This window comes from Streptomyces sp. NBC_00210 (genome assembly GCF_045160975.1).
In the GTDB taxonomy this organism is placed as follows: domain Bacteria; phylum Actinomycetota; class Actinomycetes; order Streptomycetales; family Streptomycetaceae; genus Streptomyces.
This window is the reverse complement of sequence record NZ_CP108120.1, coordinates 8,129,636-8,148,888: the sequence shown is the minus strand read 5'-3', so window position 1 is coordinate 8,148,888 and position 19,253 is coordinate 8,129,636. Positions and strand designations below refer to the sequence as shown.

Genomic DNA, 19,253 nt, shown 5'->3' with positions numbered 1-19,253 from the left:
GGCGGCTCAGGTCGCAATTCGTCCCGTCAGCGTGATGATTGATGTGGGAGTCATCGCCGCATCGGGTCGTGAGCCGATACGGCCGGCTGCTCCAGAAAGGAGCGGCAGCCATGCCCACAACCGGTTCGAGGAGATCACCTGGAGCCGCCCTCGTGGCTTTGACGGCGGCGGTGATCGTGGCCATGTCCGGATGCGACGGCGGCGGTACGGCCCCATCGCCGGACGGGCATACTACGTCGTCGCGGGAAGCGGTCCCGCGTGCCCACGTCCTTGCTGTGAAGATCGACAACGTGGTGCCGGCCAGGCCGCAGACAGGCCTCGAGAAGGCGGACATCGTCTATGTGGAGCAGGTGGAGGCCGGTCTCAGCCGGATACTCGCCGTCTACTCCTCACAACTGCCCCCCGTCATCGGCCCCGTGCGCAGCGCCCGGGAGAGCGATCTGGAACTGCTTCGGCAGTTCGACCGGCCGACGCTCGCCTATTCCGGGTCACAGTCCAAGCTCGTGCCCCTCATCAAGAAGGCGCCGCTGAACGCGGTCCCTCACGGCAAGGCACCAAACGCGTACTTCCGCAGCGGTGACCGGGCGGCGCCGCACAATCTCTATCTGCGGCCCGAACGCGTACTGCGCTCCGTCCCCGGAACGAACGCCGCCGAGAGCATCGGGATCCGCTTCGGTCCCCCGCCTCCGGGAGGGGACCCGGCCACCGCTGAGAAGGTCAGCTACCCGGCGGCACGTTTCGCCTTCACCTGGTCCGCGGACAGGAAGCAGTGGCTGGTGACCATGGACGGCACCGCGGCACGCACGGCCGAGGGGAAGCCGCTGGGTGCGGCCACGGTCGTCCTGCAGTACGTCACCGTGCGGCCGTCGCGATTCCGCGACCGCTCGGGGAACACCACTCCGTACACCGAGACGGTGGGCGCCGGCGGAGCACTGGTCCTGCGCGACGGCAAGGCGTACGAGGCGGGGTGGTCGCGCAGAACGGCCCCGTCGGGAACCGCGTTCACCACGGCTGACGGAAAGCAGATGACATTCGCGCCCGGGCAGGTCTGGATCGTGTATGTACGACGGTGACGCCCCCTCCGCCCCCACTCTGTTCCGCCCCCACTCTGTGGGATCACCTGTCCCTCGTACGCCCCGACATGCGGGGCTCCACCTCGTCCCACTCCCGCGCCCACTGCTCGTACCGTCTGCGGTTCATCAGGTGAACGAAGCCCTTCCACGACACATAGACGATCCCCGTCACCAGGGCGCTGGTGACAATCGCCGTCAGCCAGCCGGCCACGGCCGCTTCCGAAGCGGTCTGCGGCGGCACCGTGGACACGACGCCGCCGGGGCTCACCCAGAGCGGAACCGGCGAAAGGACACTGGTCTCCACGTCCACCCGCACCAGCGCCGTTCGCACCGCGCCGTCGCGCTCGGTCCAGCGGACCGGTGTCGTCACGTTCTCGTCCCCACTGGCGGCTGCCTTGCGTACACCCGCATCACTGACCAGGTGTGCCTCCACGGCATAGGAGCCCGCGGAGGCGTGGACCTTGGCCATCTCGACCCGGTGGACCGCCTGCCCCACGCCGGTGGCCGCGGCCGGGACGGCCGCCAGCGACAGCAGCACCACGAGAGCGCCGACCCACCGCTGCACTCGGTCCGACGTACGACGTAGCGGGTTTCCGCGCGATGGCTTGCGCTCCGGCTCGGCATGCGTGCCCTGACCCCGGTCGGGCAGATCTGCAGTCATGGCCTGACCTCGCTCACTCGAAGGACCGAGCTGACATGGTTCGACGCGGCTGACGCCGGTTCGCCGGTACCCACGGTGTTAGTTCGTCCCACCTCCAGCATGAGCCCAGCGGGCCGAATTCACAGCCGCCCAGCCCCAATGCGACAGAGGCCTCACCGAGGGGTTGAATGGATGTATGAGCGTCCGGGCTCGGGTGGGACACCGGCGGAGGCGAGCACTGGCCGTAGGGCCTGTCCGGCCGATCTTGCCGGGCTCGCGTGCCCTGGCACGGCACCCAGCAGGTGCGGCCTCCCTGCTGCCGGACCCCCCTGCGCCACCACAGCGACCGAGCAGCGCCGCCGCTGCGCGCCGCACCTGACCGGTTCTGCCGCCCCGGCCATACTGGTAACCATGCGCGTGGCAGTGATGACAGCCGGCTCGCGAGGCGACGTGGCTCCCTACACCGGACTCGGCCACGGCCTGGCGCGGGCCGGGCACCAAGTCACCCTCGTCACTCACGCCCGATTCGCACCCATGGCGGAGGCCGCCGGTATGCGCTTCCATGCGCTGCCCGTCGACCCGCGCACAGAACTGGAATCCACAGCAGGGCGAGCCCTGCACCGCAGCACCACCGGCGCCGGGAAACTGGTCCGGGTGATCGCCATGGCGCGGGCGCTGGTCGGGCAGATGACCGACGACCTGCTTGAGGCCGCCCGGGCGAGCGATGTGCTGCTGCTGTCCGGCTCGGTGGGGCCACTCGGCCACGCCATCGCGGAGGGGCTCGGCCTGCCGAGTGTGGGCGTCTACCTCCAACCGGTCGCCGCCACCGGGGAGTTCGCGCCGCCTCTCACCGGCACCCGGTCGTTCGGACGGCCGGGGAACCGGCTGGCCGGGCGGGCCGTGAACGCCGCCGTCGACAGCGTCTTCGCCGACACCATCCGCACCCTGCGAGCCCGCCTCGGCCTGCCACGCGCCACAACCCGCGCCGCCCGCCGCGCCCGCGAGCAGCAGGACTGGCCCATCTTCCACGGCTTCAGCGAACTGGTGGTGCCCCGGCCCCCCGACTGGCGCCCCGGCCTAAAAGTCTCCGGCTACTGGTGGCCCCACGACCCTCCCCGGCCGCAACTCCCGCCGCGGCTGCGCGACTTCCTGGCCGCCGGGCCTCCCCCGGTCTTCGTCGGCCTGGGCAGCGCCACCGTGCCCGACGCCGAGCAGGTCAGCGAGAGTGTCGTGCGCGCCCTGCGCGCGGCTCGTCTGCGTGGCGTGATCCAGTCCGGCTGGAGCGGACTGCACGCCGACGGTGAGGACATGCTGACCATCGGCGAGATCCCGCACAGCATGCTGTTCCCCAGGATGGCAGCGGTGGTTCACCACGCGGGCGCGGGCACGACCGCGGCAGGCCTGCGGGCCGGCGTTCCCGCCGTCCCTGTCCCCATCCAGTTCGACGCGGCGTTCTGGGCGGCCCGCCTGACCGCACTCGGCGTCTCCCCCGGTCCCGTCCCGCTGCGCCGGCTGGCCGCGCCCGTCCTCGCCGCCGCCCTGCGCCGGGCCATCACGGATCCGTCGTACCGACACACCGCACACGCCCTGGCTGCCCGGATACAGGCGGAGGACGGCGTGAGCCCGGTCCTAGCGGCCGTGAACCGGCTTGCCGGGACGCAGGCCGGTTGACGCTTCCCCCTTCGGTCCCAACAACCACAACAGCGCCCTACGGAAGAGCCCGCCGCGGCGACGGCCCGGCTCGGAGCCGGGATCCGGGTCGCGACGGGCACTGCCCGTGGGGGCGTCTCGTCAGGCCGTGTGCAGAGTCAGGCCGTACCGGCCCAGGATTTCGTTGACCGGCTGGTACCAGGTCTCGCCTCCACCGCTGCAGTTGCCCCAGCCGCCGGAGGTCACTCCCTGAGCCTGGTCGCCGCTGATGAAGGAGCCGCCCGAGTCACCGGGCTCGGCGCACACGCTGGTCTTGGTCATCTGATGGACCGCGCCCTGGCTGTAGTTGACGGTCTCGTTCTTGGCCAGAACAGCGCCGCAGTGCCAGTGACTCGTGGAGCCGGAGCGACAGATCGAAGCGCCGACGGGGGCCTCGGCGGACCCGCGGACCAGCCGGTCGGGGACGGTGCCCCAGCCGAGGACCACGGGGACGGTCCACCAGCCGTTGCCGACGCTGACCCAGGCGTAGTCGTTGTCGGGGAAGGACGAGCCCTGGAACGAGCCGATGGCGGAGCCGTCCCAGCCGCGGACCGCCGCTCCCGGCCGGCCGCAATGCCCGGCCGTGACGAAGCCGCCGTACACGGAGAAGCCGATGGAGCACCGGACGTTGCCGGTGTAGTACGGGTCGCCGCCCACCGTGCCCGCGGCGAAGGTCTTCGGTGCCGCGGTTGTCTCCTTGACCTGGACCGGGCCGGCTTGCCGAGCCCTGGCCAGGAAGGCTTCGACATCGTTGTCACGATGCTCGGAGGCAACGACGTTCACCACGACCCGGTTGGCTTTCGGATCGACGTGCCAACTGCTGACGCCGGCGGGAGCGGAGAGTGCGTCGATCTTCTTCTTGACCGAGTCGAGCTGGTGCGCGCTGTAAGTGACCAGCCGCACCGAGGCACCCGTCGCGCGTACGGCGTCGGCCTTCTGCGTGCCCGCGAGGGCAACGGTCAGCTTTCCGCTGTCCGCGTCGAACCAGGCGCCTCCGTACGACGACCCGGCGGCACGCCGCGCTTTTCCGTCGATGGCCGTCGCCGTCTTTTCCGCCGCCAGACGCGCCTGAGCCTCGCTCTTTGTCAGGCCCAGGTCCTGCTGCATGGCGCTCAGCAGGCCGGCGGAGGCCTGCGGTTCGGGTGTGGGGGTAGGAGTTGCGGCCGAGGCCGGGGCGAACCCTCCGGCCGCCCACGTACCCAGGAGGAGAAGTGCGGATATACCGCTGCGCATGGCTGTTGTGCGTCTCAAGGCTTTGACCCTTCGGTTGTTCCAGCTTCGTGGGGGTGGAACAGCAAGGAGTGAAAGCGCTCTCAGGGAGCACCCGGCCCGGAGCGTAGCCGAGGAGCGCAAGCAGGTCCATACCAGTTCTCCGCCAACACGCCTTCGTTGCAAGGTGGTTGGCGGTCTTCACCGTCTGCCCGGTCATGCTCAACGGAGTTCCCGTCGTACGGCTCGTACGGGCACGGGTAATTCGACATTGCCTTCCGCCCTTTCCGAGCACTAGAGTTGACGACGTGACTGCCGGGTCGGCCATGGGCCAAGAACGAGTTGGGCACCCGGCCTCGGCGTGAGTCCGAGGCGGGCGCGAGGCCCGCCTTTCCCTTTTCTTCCGCGCACTTCGCGCGATGCTTCCATGTGCACGGCGGTGTCATCTCCGCCGCCGATTTACGCGAGCCACTCAGAAACCGAGCGGGTCGGCGAATCGCCTGACCACGGCCGGTTATTCGGCACGCCCTCCTGCGTTACAGCCACCACGCCCGGGCCGCCCCGTGGTGAATTCATGCCGCCGCCGAGCGGTTCTTCGTCATGCCCGCGAGCGGCCCGCGGGACCGTCAATCCGAGCAGAAAGCAGCGAATGCCGAACGATTTCAACCAGCAGATCATCGAGGAGTTCCGCGCCAACGGCGGGAGGGTCGGCGGCTATTTCGAGGGAGCCCGGTTGCTCCTGCTGACCACCGTCGGAGCGCGGTCCGGCGCTCCGCACACGACACCCGTCGGCTACCTTCCCGACGGCGGCGAACGAGTCCTGGTGATCGCCTCGGCCGGTGGCGCGCCGAAGCATCCCGACTGGTACCACAACCTGGTGGCCAACCCTCGTGCCACCGTCGAGAACGGCGTCTTCACCTATGAAGCGACGGCCGTCGTCCTTGAAGGGGCCGAGCGCGACCGCGCCTTCGCCCGCGCGGTCGATACCGACCCCGGGTGGGCCGACTACCAGGCCAAGACGACGCGCGTCATCCCTGTGGTCGCCCTCCAGGTGATCCCGGGTCCCCCGCAGCCGAACGCGACATCGTGGGGTGCCGCGCTCAAGCTGATCCACGACGGGTTCCGGCGGGAACTCGCCCTGATCCGCAAGGAGATCACCGAGTCGGGCCCAGGGCTCGGCGCGCAGCTCCGGGTGAACTGCCTGACCCTCTGCCAAGGACTGCACAATCACCACACCGGTGAGGAGGCGGGGATGTTCCCGTTGCTCGCCGAGCGCCATCCCGCGCTCGCCCCGGCCCTGGACCGGCTCCGCGAGGAGCACGAGCGGATCGCCGCTCTCCTCGACGACCTGCAGAAGGTCATCTCCTCCGGCGCGGCGGATCCGCTGCTGGTCGTCGCCGAGGTCGAGCGGCTCGCGGTGGAGCTCGAGAGCCATCTGACGTACGAGGAGGAGCAGTTGATACCGATCCTCGACGCGCCGGCTGTCTGAGCCGCTTCGGGCGGTGCCGCTGCCGGTCCGCGCTCCCTGGCCCTACCCGGCCGGGGAGCGCGTGCCGGTGTGGCGGACGGCTCCGTAGCGGGCTACGGCGCTCCCCGTGCCACCACTCCGTGGGGTAGTTCACCAGCCCCACGGCCGTCAGGGCGGTCCCCAGGAACTCGCGATGGGCCCGGGGCCGGCCCGCAGCTGACCTGCGTACTCGTCGAAGTACCGCCGCTACAGCGACGGCGGCCGGTATCCCTCGACGAACAGCAGCCGCACACCCTGGGGAAGCAGCGTCTGGGCTTCGAGTAGTCGGCTGAGGACACCTCCTCGCAGCTGCGCGGAGGCGCCCTCGGGATCTTGTTTGCGTGCGTCGACCAGCAGGGATCCGGCACTGCGGGCGTCCACAAGGCGCTCACCGCACTCCCGGACGGGTATGGCGACGACCTTCGGGTCCACCATCAAAATGACCTCGTTCATGAAGAGAGATCATCTCTTGATTCGGCGCAAAGCGTACGGTGGAGTGCGTCCTCCCGGTCGTCCAAGGAGTGTCCGTCGTGACCTACGACATCGCCGCCGTCCGCGCACAGTTTCCTGCCCTCAAAGCGGGCTCCGCCCACTTCGACGGACCGGGCGGCTCACAGACGCCGCAGTCTGTCATCGAGGCCGTCACCGATGCGCTCGCGAACCCGCTGTCCAACCGGGGCAGCCGCACGCACGGGGAGCGCAACGCCGAGAGAATCGTCACGGGAGCCCGGCATGCCCTGGCCGACCTCCTCGGCGCGCAGCCGTCCGGGATCGTCTTCGGCCGCAGCGCCACACAGCTGGCGTACGACTTCTCCCGGACCCTCGCCAGAACCTGGGGGCCCGGTGACGAAATCGTCGTCACCAGCCTCGACCACGACGCCAATATCCGGCCCTGGATCCAGGCCGCAGCGAATGCGGGAGCCACCGTGCGGTGGGCCGAGTTCGACCCGGCAACGGGAGAGTTGACCCCCGGCCACATACGCGCCGTGCTCTCCGAGCGCACCCGCCTGGTCGCCGTGACCGCCGCCTCCAACCTCATCGGCACTCGCCCCGCCATCCCCGAGATCGCCCGGCTGGCGCATGAGACCGGTGCACTGCTCTACATCGACGGTGTGCACTACACCGCCCACGCCTGCGTCGACATCGACGCGCTCGGCGCGGACTTCTTCGCCTGCTCTCCCTACAAGTTCCTCGGCCCCCACCTCGGCGTCCTCGCCGGCCGTCCCGAACTGCTGGAAACTCTGCAGCCGGACAAGCTGCTGCCGTCGTCGAACGCGGTGCCCGAGCGTTTCGAGTTCGGCACTCTGCCTTATGAAATCCTCGCGGGCGCAGCGGCCGCCGTCGACTTCCTGGCCACGCTGGGCCCGCACCACGACGGCAGCCGCCGGGTACGACTGGTCTCCGCTTTCGCGGCGCTGGAAGGCCACGAGGACACCCTGCGGCTGCGCATCGAGCAGGGGTTGCGCGACTTCGAGGCGATCACAGTCCACTCACGGGCGCCCGAGCGGACCCCGACGCTGCTGCTGACCATCGAAGGCCGCAGCACGCTCGACGCCTACCACTACCTGGCCGACCGCGGAATCGACGCCCCATCGGGCTCCTTCTACGCCCTGGAGGCATCCCGCCGCCTCGGGCTGGGCGATGCGGGCGGACTGCGGGTGGGCCTGGCCCCGTACAACAACGCCGAGGACGTGGACCGTCTGCTTCAAGGATTGTCGGACTTCCTGCGCCGCCCGCGCCCGGCATCCGGCGCCCACTGAGCGGACCCTCGCAGGACAGCAACTTGAGCCGCGTCATGGCTCGTGAGCGCAGGCCGTGCCGCTCGCCGTGAGCACGTCCGAATGAGCCCGTCGGGTCAGGCCGTCACCCCGAGCGGCAACCCGACGTAGTTCTCCGCCAGTTCGGCGCAGGCGTGCGGCGAAGTGGCAATGCGGTCGAGCTGGGAGAGCTGCAGCTTCCTCTCGAAGGCGGTCTGCGCGGGGTCGGTGTGCAGCGTCGTCGTCATGAAGTACGAGAAGTGCTCGGCGCGCCACACCCGGCGCAGGCAGGTGTCGGAATAGGCGTCGAGAAGTGCGGCCGAGCCGGTGTCCCGCAGCTGGGCGAAGGCGCGGGCCAGCACGATCACGTCGGCGACCGCCAGGTTGAGGCCTTTGGCGCCGGTGGGCGGGACGATGTGCGCGGCGTCCCCGGCCAGGAACATCCTGCCGTGGCGCATGGGCTCGGTGACCGAACTGCGCATCGGCAGCACGGACTTGGCGGTGACGGCGCTGCGGTTCAGCCGCCATCCGGGATCCGCGTCGATGGCGAAGCGGGCGTCCAGCTCGTCCCAGATCCGCTCGTCCGGCCAGTCGGCCGGGTCGGTGCCGTTGGGCACCTGCAGATAGAGCCGGCTGATCTGCGGGGAGCGCATGCTGGCCAGCGCGAAGCCGCGCTCGGAGTGGGCGTAGATCAACTCCTCGTACCCGGGCGGGGCTTCGGCGAGGATTCCGAGCCAGGAGTACGGGTAGGTGCGCTCGTACGTCCTGCGCACACTGGCGGGCACCGCGCTTCGGGACACCCCGTGGAAGCCGTCGCAGCCGACCACGTAATCGCAGTTCAGGGTCTGCTCGCGGCCTTCGTGTACGTAGCGGATGACCGGGCTCTCGGTGTCGGCGCCCTCAACCGCACGCACCTCTGCGTCGAACAGCAGCGGCCCACCGTCGGCGAGTTGCAGGGCGATCAGGTCCTTGACCACCTCGGTCTGTGCATACACCCACACCCGGCGGCCGCCGGTCAGGGCGGGGAAGTCGACGCGATGCGCGCGGCGGTCGAAGCGCAGCTCGATGCCGTCATGGACCAGCCCCTCGCGATCCAGACGCGCACCGGCACCGGCGGCCCGCAGGGCCTCCACTGTGGCCTGTTCCAGGATGCCGGCGCGCTGCCGCTGCTCGACGTAGGCCCGGTCGCGGCGCTCCAGAACCACACTGTCGATGCCGGCGTTGCCCAGCAGACGGGCCAGCAGCAGACCGGAGGGACCGCCCCCGATGATCCCGACGGTGGTGTGCATCAGTTCTCCTCAGCGCCGAGGGTGGGCTGAGTGTACGCCCTGGCCGACGAGGAGCTGGAAGAGGGCCTGCGCTCGATCGCCATACCGGTCCACGACCGCAACGGGGCTGTCGTGGCCGCCGTCAACGTCGCGATGCACAGCAGCCTCGCAGCGTCGAGGAGTGCGTCAGCGACGTACTTCCCGAGCTTCGGGCCGCGGCCGTGGGCATCGAGGCCGACCTGCACATCACCGGTCGGTTCACCCGCGTACCGCCCGTCTGCCCTTCGTCCGACCCGGCAGCTCACGCCTGTGCAGCAGGAGGTGCGGCGGACAGCGGGCTCGGAACCTGTCGCGCCCGAAACCAGTCGCGCCGCCGCGCTGGCTGACTCGCCGCGTCCCTGCCACGATGGACTCCAGGAAGTCCGCCCACAGGACGGAGCCGCCCGATGCTCCTGGGTACGTGGAACCTCGAGAACCTCTACCGGCCGGGCGGCGAGTTCGGCCCGAGCGACAAGGCCTCGTACGAGGCGAAACTCGTTTCGCTCGCCGCGACCATTTCCGCACTCGAGCCCGGCCTCCTGGGCATACAGGAAGTCGGCGACCCCGAAGCTCTGGACGACCTCACCTCGCTGCTCAGCGGCACCTGGCACACGGCGCTGTCAGAGCACGCGGACGGCCGGGGTATCCGCGTCGGCTTCCTCAGCCGCCATCCGCTCGATGTCCGCAGCGACACCAACTTCCTTGCCCCGCTGCTGCGGCCGGTGCAGAGCGACGACGACGGCGACCCGGCCCCCACCATGGGCCGCGGGGCGCTCGTGGTGCAGATCCGGCCCGAGCAGGGGCCCGAGCTCCACGTGGCCGTCTGTCACCTCAAGTCCAAGCTGCTCAGCTACCCCGGCAAGCGGTTCGCGCCGCGCGACGAGGACGAGCGCGCCCGCTACGGCGCCTACGCCCTCTTCCGCCGTGCCGCCGAGGCAACCACCGTGCGCGCTCTGGCCGACGGACTGATCGACGGAAAGGGCAAGCAGCGCGCGGTCGTGGTGCTGGGCGACATGAACGACGAGGCGGGTGCCGCCACCACGCAGATTCTGCACGGACCACCGGGATCCGAGATCGGCACAACCGGGTTCGAGCGCGAGGACAACGGTGATCACTGGCGGCTCTGGAACATCGCCCCACTCATCCCCGGCGACCGGCGCTACTCCCGAATCCACTCCGGGCACAAGGAGTTGATCGACCACATACTGATCAGCCACCGGCTGCTCAAGGACGTGGAGTCGGCGGGGACCGGCACCATCGGGGCCGCCGACCCGCCACCGCTGCCATCGGTCGCCGAATCGCCCACCGAGCGCCGCGACGCCCGCGGCTCCGACCACGCGCCGGTCTGGGTCCGGCTGCGCACCTGACGAGACACCACGCCCCGGAAAAGCGGAGGTAATGCGCCCGCTCCAGCGCACTCGGTAATGCCATGGGCTCGACCGCCGACCCGCCGGTCAACAGCAGGAGCCCGACACGGCCATGGCGCGACAGGCTGACTGTGGGTAAGTGATCAGTTTCACTCCGCACGAGAACCGCCTCGCGTTTTACGCCCGCCCCCGGCTGCCATGATCCCTACTGACGAGTAAATCAGTTGGCCGCGTACCGACCCAACGGGCGGCAGAATCAGGGGTGTTGGCGTGAGAATTGCCTTGACCAGGCGATTGGCTGCGGCGGCCGGAGCGGGGGTGCTCCTCGGCCAGTTGCTCGGTGGGACACCCGCCGCAGCACAGACCACCGCATTGCCGGGATCCGCGTACCCTCTTGTTCTCGACGTGGATCTGACGCCGAATCCGGTGTGCAGCGGTCCCGTACAGGGCCGGGTGGAGGTGTACGACCCGGCAGCGGCGAAGGCCGGTGCCACGGTCGAGTGGCGCGTGCGCGCCGGTCAGCAGCAGCTGGCCGACGGTCAGGTCGGCATGGATGCGTCCGTGGGGACGGCCGAGTTCGGCATCCCCTTCGACCAGGTGCCGGCGGCCGACACCGCCCTGCAGATCGAGGCGCGCCTGGCCGCTCCGTCTCCCGGCGAGGAGCCCGGCCGCTGGGGCAAGGTCTGGCGGGATACGGTCCGGCGGGGCTGCGACCCGGTGCGCGTGGCGTCCGTCGGCGACTCCGTCGTCTGGGGGCAGGGCCTGGACCACGACCAGAAGTTCCCTTACCTGACGGGCGAGTTGCTGGGCCGCGCCACCGGTCGGGGGCATCAGCACATGGACTACTCGATCTCCGGCGCGGTGCTCGACGCGCCCGGGCTTCCTGCAGGCAACAACGACGCGGCCTGCCTGGACAGGAGGGAGAAGCAGGACCCGGACGGCGACGGCGAGATGGAGTTCGGCGAGGTCACCCAGCAAATGCCGGATGTCTTCTGCCAGTTGGAGGCGGCGGGCGCGCAGGCACGTGCGGGCGGTTACGGTCTCGACCTCGTCGTGGTGAACGGGTGCATCAACGACATCGACCCCTTCTTCGGGATCGGCGTCGGCATCACTCCCGGCTCGAAGAACGTGCCCGAGGCCGTGCAGCGGGAATGCTCGGGCGTCGGCGCGGCACCTGAGAACCCGGCCAAGGACGTGCCGTACTTCAGCGGCGCGAAGGTCGGTTACGGCGGGCGCGGCATGCAGGCAGCGATCGAGAAAGCCCACTCCCTGCCCGGGCACCCGAAGGTGATCGTGGCCGACTTCTACTATGCGCTCAGCCGCCGAAGCGCCTCGGTCCCGGCGAGCAGATGCTCGACGCCCGGGCTCACCGGCGCACGGCTGAGCAGTTGCAAGGGCGCACTCGGGCAGGTGGCGGTGCGCTACGAGCAGTACACGCAGCTGGCCAACGACGCCTACCGCCAGGCAGCCGCCGCGGCCAACGAGGCTTCCACGGACGGCCCGTACGCGGTCGCTGCCGACGGCTTGTTCAGCCTGGACAGTGCCGTCCTCGCCCCGCACTCCAAGCTCTGGGACACTCCGGTCACCGACTCGGCGTTCCCGCTGCGCACGCGGGCCTGCCCGGAGCTGAGCGAGACTCCCGCGCAGTGCCTCACCGCCGCGGTGGCTCATCCGGACATCGAGGGCGCCCGCCAGTACGCCGACTCCTTCCTGCTCAATCCGCGCGTCCGCGAGTGGTTCGGGCTCCCGGCCGGCGGACCGCGGGCGAAGCTGACCGTCCCCACAGAGACCTCGGTCGGCAGCGAGGTGCCGCTGAGCGTGACGGTGGACGGCGAGCCACCGGCCGGTGGGTACACCTACCACTGGTACTTCGGCGACGGCACGGTGCAGGTGACGAGCGAACCGAACGTCACCCATGTCTACGACCGCGAAGGGCCCTATCTGCCCCGGCTGGTGCTGAGTTCCGCGGACGGCCGACAGGTCCTGACCGAGGCCACGCACGCCATCACCGCGAGCTGAGGCTCCCGGCGACAGGGGGCGGCTCGACGGTTCGAGCCGCCCCTCATTTCGTCGTATTGACGATAACAACTCTCCCCCTATATCGTCGATACGACGAAAAGGGGAGGCCGTCATGGCAGACATCACCAGGCGCTTCGGCTGGCGCCATCTCCGTTCCGCGCCCACCGCCCATGTGCGCCACCACCGGCGCGGACAACTGGTCCACGACGGGCCCGGGCTGAGCTTCTGGTTCCGTGCCCTGAGCGCCGCTCTGTGCGAAGTACCGGTCGACGACCGGGAGTTGGCCATGGCCTTTCACGCCCGTACGTCCGACTTCCAGGACGTCACCGTGCAGGCGACAGTGACGTACCGGATCAGCGATCCTGCCACTGCCGCCGCCCGCCTGGACTTCTCCGTCGACCCCGACACCGGCATCTGGCGCAGCGCCCCGCTGGAGCAGATCTCCACGCTGCTCACGGAGACCGCTCAGCAGCATGCCCTCGATGTGCTGGCCCGTACACCGCTGGCGTCAGCTCTGGTCGACGGCGTCGCATCGGTGCGGGAGCGGATCGGTCAGGGACTGGGTGCCGAGCCCCGGCTGCAGGCCACCGGGATCGCGGTGGTTGCGGTACGCGTCGTCGCGCTGCGGCCGGAGCCCGAGGTCGAGCGGGCGCTGCGCACCCCGGCGCGGGAGCAGATTCAGCAGGAGGCGGACCGGGCGACGTACGAACGACGCGCCGTGGCCGTCGAGCGGGAGCGGGCCATCGCCGAGAACGAGCTGGCCAGCCGGATCGAACTGGCCCGCCGTGAGGAGCAGTTGGTCGAGCAGCGCGGCACCAATGCGCGCCGCGAGGCGGAGGAGAACGCGGCGGCCGACGCCGTACGTGCACAGGCGGAGGCCGCACGCACGGTGCGGCTGGCGACGGCCGAAGCCGAAGCCGCACGCGAGGTCGGCGAGGCCCGGGCCCGGGCCCAGGCCGCCTGGCTGCGGGTGCACGCCGACGTCGACGCGGCGACCCTGCACGCCCTGACTGCCACCCGGCTCGCCGAGAACCTGCCCCGCATCGACAGCCTCACCGTCTCCCCCGACGTCCTCACCGGCCTGCTCGCCAAGCTCGGCCGGCCGGGCGGGGAGCAGGCGTGAGTCTCGCCCCACGGGCGGTCCTGGTACATCGCACCACGGAGTACGAGGAGTTGCTCGCCCGGCACGGTACGCACGGCCAGGCCGGGTTCTTCCTCTCCTCGCGCGGACGCGGCATCGAGGAGGTGGCCGAGCGCCACCACCGTGCGCGGCGGACGCTCGCGCAGGTGGCGGCGGCGGTTCCGCTGCAGTGGCGACAGGCGCGCGTCGAACGCAGGGACCTCGACCGCTTTCTGTTCGCCCCGGAGGACGTCGTGGTCGTGGTGGGAGCGGACGGGCTGGTGGCCAATGCGGCCAAGTATCTGTCCGGGCAGCCGGTGATCGGGATCGACACCGATCCCGGCCGCAACCCTGGCGTCCTGGTACGCCACCGGGTGGCCGACACGGCGAGCTTGCTTCCCGCGGCCGCATCGCCCCGGTGCGCGGCCGAGGAGCTGACGATGGTGGAGGCCGTCGCCGACGACACCCAGCGTCTGCTGGCCCTCAATGAGATCTATCTCGGTGCGTCCGGCCATCAGACCGCCCGCTACCGCATCGGGCAGGACGAGGAGGCGGCAGAGGCCCAGGCCTCGTCGGGCGTCCTGGTCGGCACCGGCACCGGCGCCACCGGGTGGCTGCGCTCCCTGTGGCAGGACCGCGGCAGCAAGCTGACGCTCCCGGGCCCCGCCGACCCGCGGCTCATCTGGTTCGTACGCGAGGCCTGGCCCTCCCCCGCGACCGGCACGTCGTTGGTGGCGGGCTCCCTGCAGAGGGACGAACAGCTCAGCCTCGTCGTCGAGTCCGACCGGCTGGTCGCCTTCGGCGACGGGATCGAGAGCGACGCGCTGGAACTCACCTGGGGACAGACGGTGCGGCTCGGCATCGCGGACACGACACTGCGGCTGCTCCTGTGAGGGGGCTGCCGGTCGTGCCGCGAGAGATTCCGCGGCTCTCGCCGGGAACGGGAGCCGTGGGACGTTTCAAAGTCGCGGCGCTTTAAGGTCGCGGCGTTTCAAGGTCACGACGTCACGGCGGGCGCTCTGCTCGACACAGCCGGGATGAGCGAATAGAGAAACCGGCGTCCAGACCGGCCCGTTCAGACCGACCCCTCCATACCAGCCTGTTCAGAATCGGACACGCACACCAGGCGGCCGAACGGTGGCGATTACCCCATAGCGCCGCCCGCAGCCGCCGAGGCGAACACTGCAGCAAGCCCCTTTCGCGGGCGCAGAGTTGGGCCGAGAAGCCCGGCAGGTGCGGCAGGGGCGGTGCACGTGGCCCGGCACCGGCCGGAAGTGTGTGCATGCGCCACCGTCCCGGATGGACGGGATACGCGTAGATCTCGTGGAACATGCGGCAGCGTCACCTCACCTCAGGCGGCAGGTCGTTCAATCCCATACGACCCTGAGCAGCACATACGGCGAGGGGAATTCCGGTTGCGGATCCGGGCGGCACCTCGGCGGGCGACCCAACCCTACTGACCTGTAGGTCGGTTGACGTGACTCCTGCAAACGATATGCGATCTTTGCCGCGCCGCGAGACGCGCAAGTCGGCCTGCCCACACATCCGTTCAGCACGACAGGCCGCTCACACGGGCACGCCCCTGACACCGCGATCCGGCGTACGCCGCCGCTGGACGCGCGTAGAGCGACCGAAAGGCGATCTTGTGGCACAGGCCATCCGGAGCCGAGGATTCCTAACGCACCGGTTGTCAGGACCATGACTGGTACTGGGAGGTACAGGTCCAGTCGTCGTCCCCGTCACCCGTGCTCTGAAAGGGCCCGCCCACCCAACGGGCCCCGGAACCCCCACCGGAGGATGTAGTGAACATCAAGCGCTTCTCCCCCCTCGGCGGCGTCGCAAGACGTGCGCGACTGATCGCAGTCGCGTCAGGTCTGCTGGCTGTCTCCGCGCTTGCCGCCCCGAGCGCCGTCGCCGAATCGGGCGACGGCGTACGGGCCACCACCGCGCAGCTCACCCAGGCGAGCGACGCAGTGCTCGGCGCGGACGTGCCCGGCACCGCCTGGTACACGGACAAGGCATCGGGCAAGATCGTCCTCACGGCCGACAGCAGCGTGTCGGCCGCCGAGATTGCCGAGATCAAGAAGGCCGCCGGCGCACGTGCCGGAGCCCTTGAAATCAAGCGCACGCAGGGCACGTTCAACAAGCTCATCGCCGGTGGCCAGGCCATCTACACCGGCGGCGGACGCTGCTCACTCGGCTTCAACGTCCGCAGCGGAAGCACGTACTACGCCCTTACCGCCGGCCACTGCACCAACATCGGCAGCACCTGGTACACCAACTCCTCGAACACCACGGTGCTCGGCTCCACGGCGGGCTCCAGCTTCCCGACCAACGACTACGGCATCATCCGGCACTCCAGTGCATCGGCCGCCGACGGCCGGGTCTACCTCTACAACGGCACGTACCGCGACATCACCGCCGCCGGCAACGCGACCGTCGGCCAGTCCGTACAGCGCAGCGGCAGCACCACCGGCGTGCACGGCGGCACGGTGACGGGCCTCAATGCGACGGTCAACTACGGCGACGGAGACATCGTCTACGGGCTGATCCAGACCAACGTGTGCGCGGAGCCCGGGGACAGCGGCGGCTCCCTGTTCTCCGGCAGCACCGCACTTGGCCTGACCTCCGGAGGCAGCGGCGACTGCACTTCGGGCGGCACCACGTTCTTCCAGCCCGTGACCGAGGCGCTGAGCGCCTACGGGGTGAGCATTTTCTAAGAGCACCGAACGGGACGGCGGTCCGCCCGCGGGCGGACCGCCGTTCTGTCCCCCTACTGGTCCAAGCCCTACTGGTCGAAGCCGGACTGATCCAGCCCGGACTGATCCAGCCCGGTCCGGTCCGGCCCGGTCCGGTCCAGTCCGGCGACGTCGGCGGCATACCGGAAGACGTCGACGAGCATCGGGAGGGTGAGAAGCCCGGTGAAGGTGTTGCGCTGGCTCGGGTGGTAGCAGCCGAGCAGGTGCAGCTCCCGTCCCGTTGCACCGTCCGCCAGCGTCACGTGCGCGCCGTGGCCGAACACCGGCCGGGGCCTGGGCAGTTGATACCCCGCCGCGCTGAGCACCGGGAGCAGCGCCTGCCAGCCGAAGGCTCCCAGTGCCACCACGGCGCGCAGGGAGGGGCTCAGCAGTTCCAGTTCTCTCGCCAGCCAGGGCCGACACGTGTCCCGCTCGCGCGGGGTCGGCCTGTTCTGCGGCGGCGCGCAGTGGACGGGCGCCGCGAGCCGGACGCCGCGCAACTCCAGCCCGTCACCGATATGGGTGCCGGTCGGCTGGGAAGCGAGGCCGACAGCGTGCAGCGCCTTGAAGAGGATGTCGCCCGAGGCGTCCCCGGTGAACATACGGCCGGTCCGGTTTCCGCCGTGCGCGGCGGGCGCAAGGCCGACCACGGCCAGCGAGGCGTCCGGCGGACCGAACCCCGGGACCGGCCTGCCCCAGTACTCCCAGTCCCGGAACGCCGCGCGTTTCGTGCGGGCGACCTCCTCCCGCCAGGCCACCAGCCTCGGGCACGCCCGGCACTCGGTCACGGCGAGGTCCAGCCCGGCGAGTCCCGCGCAGCCGGGAGCGCGGCGCGCGGGAAAGTCGCCATCCTCAGGATCAGGCCGCCGACCTGCGGATTCCTGCGTGTCCATGTCTCCACGCTAGACCGGGCTCCTCCGTCCCTTCCATCGCATTCGAAATGATTGCGGCGAGTTCTCGGCCCCCGCAGGGTTGACGCAATCAAGCCTGCGCCTTGGAGGGCGAATGACTCGCAGCAGTCCACACACCCGTAGGGGCGCCCGATGGGGCGCCCTCGTTTCGTTAGTGAGCCTGCTGGCCGGCTCATTTCTGGTCACGGTGGCAACGGCGCCCGCAGCCCGGGCGTACGGAACCATTCCGGGCCGTGAACACTCCAACATCACCAGAGCCGCGCTCGGCTGCCCACAGAGCGGCACCGACCGCGACTACTGCTTCGACACCAACTCGCTGACCGTGCTGGCCGGCGGTGGCGGGATCATTGAGAACCCGAACTTCTTCGGGGCGGTCGGCTGGCCCGACAACCCCCTCAAGCCGGGCGGCGCCGACGGCGACGAGGCTCACTGTGACAACGCCGACTACCTCGACCCTTCGTACAACACAGGCCGCGGCTATCCGCAGACGCGCGAGCGGGCGAGCACCGCGCTGCTGGCCTGCGTGAAGCACGCCCGTGAGGCGTTCAGCGCCGCTGTCGACGACGCCGACGATCTGCTGGACATCAACAACCGGCTGAAGACCGGGCCGGAGTTCGACCGGGCGAAGCGCCAGGTCCTCTACGACTGGGGCCGACTGCTTCATGCAGTACAGGACTTCTATTCGCACTCCAACTGGGCAGACATCGCCGCCCCGAATGTGCCCCTGGGGCCCGACAATCCGCCCGGGCTGAACATGACCACGCCGTCGCTGCTGTTCAACGCGCTCGCTCCCGAGCCCACCGCGGCTTCCATCCCGCGTGATCTCACGACCGGCTGCTACATGGTGCCGGGCGGCTGCCGCGGTCACGTCCGGCACGGCGCGCCCTTCAACGGCGACGACACGGGGCTGAACAAGGACGGCGGCAGGATCGACCCGAAGACTGGTCAGACCTCCAATCCCACCAAGTACCGGGGCAGGATCGGGCAGAACTTCCAGCAGTCCGTGCGCGCGGCCATCACCGACACCCGCCTCCAGTGGGTCGATCTGCGCCAGGGCCTGGAGAACCACTACACCGGTCCCGGCCAGGCATGGCTGATGGCGTGCGGGCTGCTGCGTGACAATCCGCAGGCCGACTGCCGCCCGGGCACCGCGAAAGCACCCGCCGCGAAGACGGCCGCCCCGAAGGCACCCGCCGCCACGGGCGGCGGCACGGCACGGGCGGCGAGGGCCGCGGCGTGCGGTGTCAGCTGGCAACAGCCGGGCGGCGCGAACACGACCGTCTTCATGCAGTACGTCAACTGCGGCTCGACCGCACAGGCCTTGGCACCCTTCGCCGTGGGCGCGGGCAGCGAGTCCCAGTACACGCTCGCCCGGGTGTGCCGGACCGTACAACCCGGAGCGGGAACGTCGTGGGTGATCGATCCCTCGTACTTCCCGCCCGAGAACACCAATGTGCAGACGGTGACCTACTGCTGGCCCCCCGCGCCCGGCGCGGCCACACGCTCGCAGACCATTGCTCCGAAGGCTGCCGCTGAGCGGGCCGGGACACCGTCCGCCCATACCGGGGGTGCCCGGCTTGGCTCAGGCCCCATGCAGCAGGGCACGGGAGGTAGCCGGCACTCTGCCGCCGTGCCGTGCGGCACCACCTGGGCCCAGCCCGGCGGTCCGGGCACGACCGTGACCGTCGACTACGGCAACTGCATGAGCGTGCCGACCCTGATCGCGCCGCTCGCCATCGGTGACGGGCCCGACGCACGGTACAGCTACACGGGCATCGCCCAGTACGTGCCCCCGGGCGGCCAGGCAGCGCAATTCCGTATCGACGCACCCCTGTTCCCGCCGGAGCCGACCAACCTTCAGTGGACCACGCGCGTCATGTAGAGCATCGCGTGCAGAGCGTGCCGAGTGCAGAGCT

The 19,253-nt window shown here is 70.1% G+C and carries 14 protein-coding genes and 2 pseudogenes; 11 read left to right on the top strand and 5 right to left on the bottom strand.

Annotation, left to right across the window (positions count from 1 at the left end; all coding sequences use genetic code 11):
• Positions 1–110 precede the first annotated feature (110 nt).
• Positions 111–1,073 (top strand): DUF3048 domain-containing protein, encoded by a 963-nt coding sequence (locus OG729_RS36660; protein WP_360868635.1) that lies wholly within the window; start codon positions 111–113, stop codon positions 1,071–1,073.
• Between the two features lie 43 nt (positions 1,074–1,116).
• On the opposite strand, the gene OG729_RS36655 is transcribed toward OG729_RS36660, so the two are convergent.
• Entirely contained in the window at positions 1,117–1,734 is a 618-nt protein-coding gene (locus OG729_RS36655) for a hypothetical protein (RefSeq protein WP_405810330.1), read from the bottom strand.
• 390 nt (positions 1,735–2,124) lie between these two features.
• On the opposite strand from OG729_RS36655, the gene OG729_RS36650 reads away from it, so the two are divergent.
• A complete protein-coding gene (locus OG729_RS36650) occupies positions 2,125–3,384 on the top strand; it encodes a glycosyltransferase (RefSeq protein ID WP_405810328.1) in 1,260 nt (419 codons plus the stop codon).
• A gap of 120 nt (positions 3,385–3,504) precedes the next feature.
• On the opposite strand, the gene OG729_RS36645 is transcribed toward OG729_RS36650, so the two are convergent.
• Complete coding sequence (locus OG729_RS36645) at positions 3,505–4,635, bottom strand: S1 family peptidase (protein WP_405811413.1); 1,131 nt, start codon at positions 4,633–4,635, stop codon at positions 3,505–3,507.
• A gap of 625 nt (positions 4,636–5,260) precedes the next feature.
• On the opposite strand from OG729_RS36645, the gene OG729_RS36640 reads away from it, so the two are divergent.
• On the top strand, positions 5,261–6,100 hold the full coding sequence (locus OG729_RS36640) for a nitroreductase/quinone reductase family protein (RefSeq protein WP_405810326.1): 840 nt from the start codon (positions 5,261–5,263) through the stop codon (positions 6,098–6,100).
• A gap of 106 nt (positions 6,101–6,206) precedes the next feature.
• Here OG729_RS36640 and OG729_RS36635 read toward each other — a convergent pair.
• Positions 6,207–6,571 (bottom strand): annotated as a pseudogene (locus OG729_RS36635) (hypothetical protein); the annotation flags it as partial.
• A gap of 77 nt (positions 6,572–6,648) precedes the next feature.
• On the opposite strand from OG729_RS36635, the gene OG729_RS36630 reads away from it, so the two are divergent.
• Entirely contained in the window at positions 6,649–7,878 is a 1,230-nt protein-coding gene (locus OG729_RS36630; protein ID WP_405810324.1) for a cysteine desulfurase-like protein, read from the top strand.
• Positions 7,879–7,973: 95 nt separating this feature from the next.
• Here OG729_RS36630 and OG729_RS36625 read toward each other — a convergent pair whose 3' ends face one another.
• Positions 7,974–9,164: a 4-hydroxybenzoate 3-monooxygenase gene (locus tag OG729_RS36625; RefSeq protein ID WP_405810323.1), complete on the bottom strand. Its 1,191-nt coding sequence runs from the start codon at positions 9,162–9,164 to the stop codon at positions 7,974–7,976.
• 33 nt (positions 9,165–9,197) lie between these two features.
• On the opposite strand from OG729_RS36625, the pseudogene OG729_RS36620 reads away from it, so the two are divergent.
• The 6 genes and pseudogenes from OG729_RS36620 to OG729_RS36595 all read left to right on the top strand — a co-directional run.
• Positions 9,198–9,415, top strand: a pseudogene (locus OG729_RS36620) (IclR family transcriptional regulator C-terminal domain-containing protein); the annotation flags it as partial.
• Positions 9,416–9,589: 174 nt separating this feature from the next.
• On the top strand, positions 9,590–10,549 hold the full coding sequence (locus OG729_RS36615) for an endonuclease/exonuclease/phosphatase family protein (protein WP_405810321.1): 960 nt from the start codon (positions 9,590–9,592) through the stop codon (positions 10,547–10,549).
• 270 nt (positions 10,550–10,819) lie between these two features.
• Positions 10,820–12,568, top strand: a complete 1,749-nt coding sequence (locus OG729_RS36610; protein WP_405810319.1) for a PKD domain-containing protein — start codon at positions 10,820–10,822, stop codon at positions 12,566–12,568.
• Between the two features lie 112 nt (positions 12,569–12,680).
• Positions 12,681–13,691, top strand: a complete 1,011-nt coding sequence (locus tag OG729_RS36605; RefSeq protein WP_405810317.1) for an SPFH domain-containing protein — start codon at positions 12,681–12,683, stop codon at positions 13,689–13,691.
• Positions 13,688–14,581, top strand: a complete 894-nt coding sequence (locus OG729_RS36600) for a hypothetical protein (RefSeq protein WP_405810316.1) — start codon at positions 13,688–13,690, stop codon at positions 14,579–14,581. The genes OG729_RS36605 and OG729_RS36600 overlap by 4 nt, the downstream gene beginning before the upstream one ends.
• 909 nt (positions 14,582–15,490) lie before the next feature.
• Positions 15,491–16,408, top strand: coding sequence for a S1 family peptidase (locus OG729_RS36595; protein ID WP_360868609.1), 918 nt, complete (start codon positions 15,491–15,493; stop codon positions 16,406–16,408).
• Between the two features lie 68 nt (positions 16,409–16,476).
• Here the strand turns inward: OG729_RS36595 and OG729_RS36590 are convergent, their stop codons facing one another.
• Positions 16,477–17,319 (bottom strand): uracil-DNA glycosylase, encoded by an 843-nt coding sequence (locus OG729_RS36590; RefSeq protein ID WP_405810314.1) that lies wholly within the window; start codon positions 17,317–17,319, stop codon positions 16,477–16,479.
• A 172-nt stretch (positions 17,320–17,491) separates the two neighbouring features.
• Here OG729_RS36590 and OG729_RS36585 point away from each other — a divergent pair, with 172 nt between their 5' ends.
• Positions 17,492–19,219, top strand: a complete 1,728-nt coding sequence (locus OG729_RS36585) for a hypothetical protein (protein WP_405810312.1) — start codon at positions 17,492–17,494, stop codon at positions 19,217–19,219.
• Positions 19,220–19,253 lie beyond the last annotated feature (34 nt).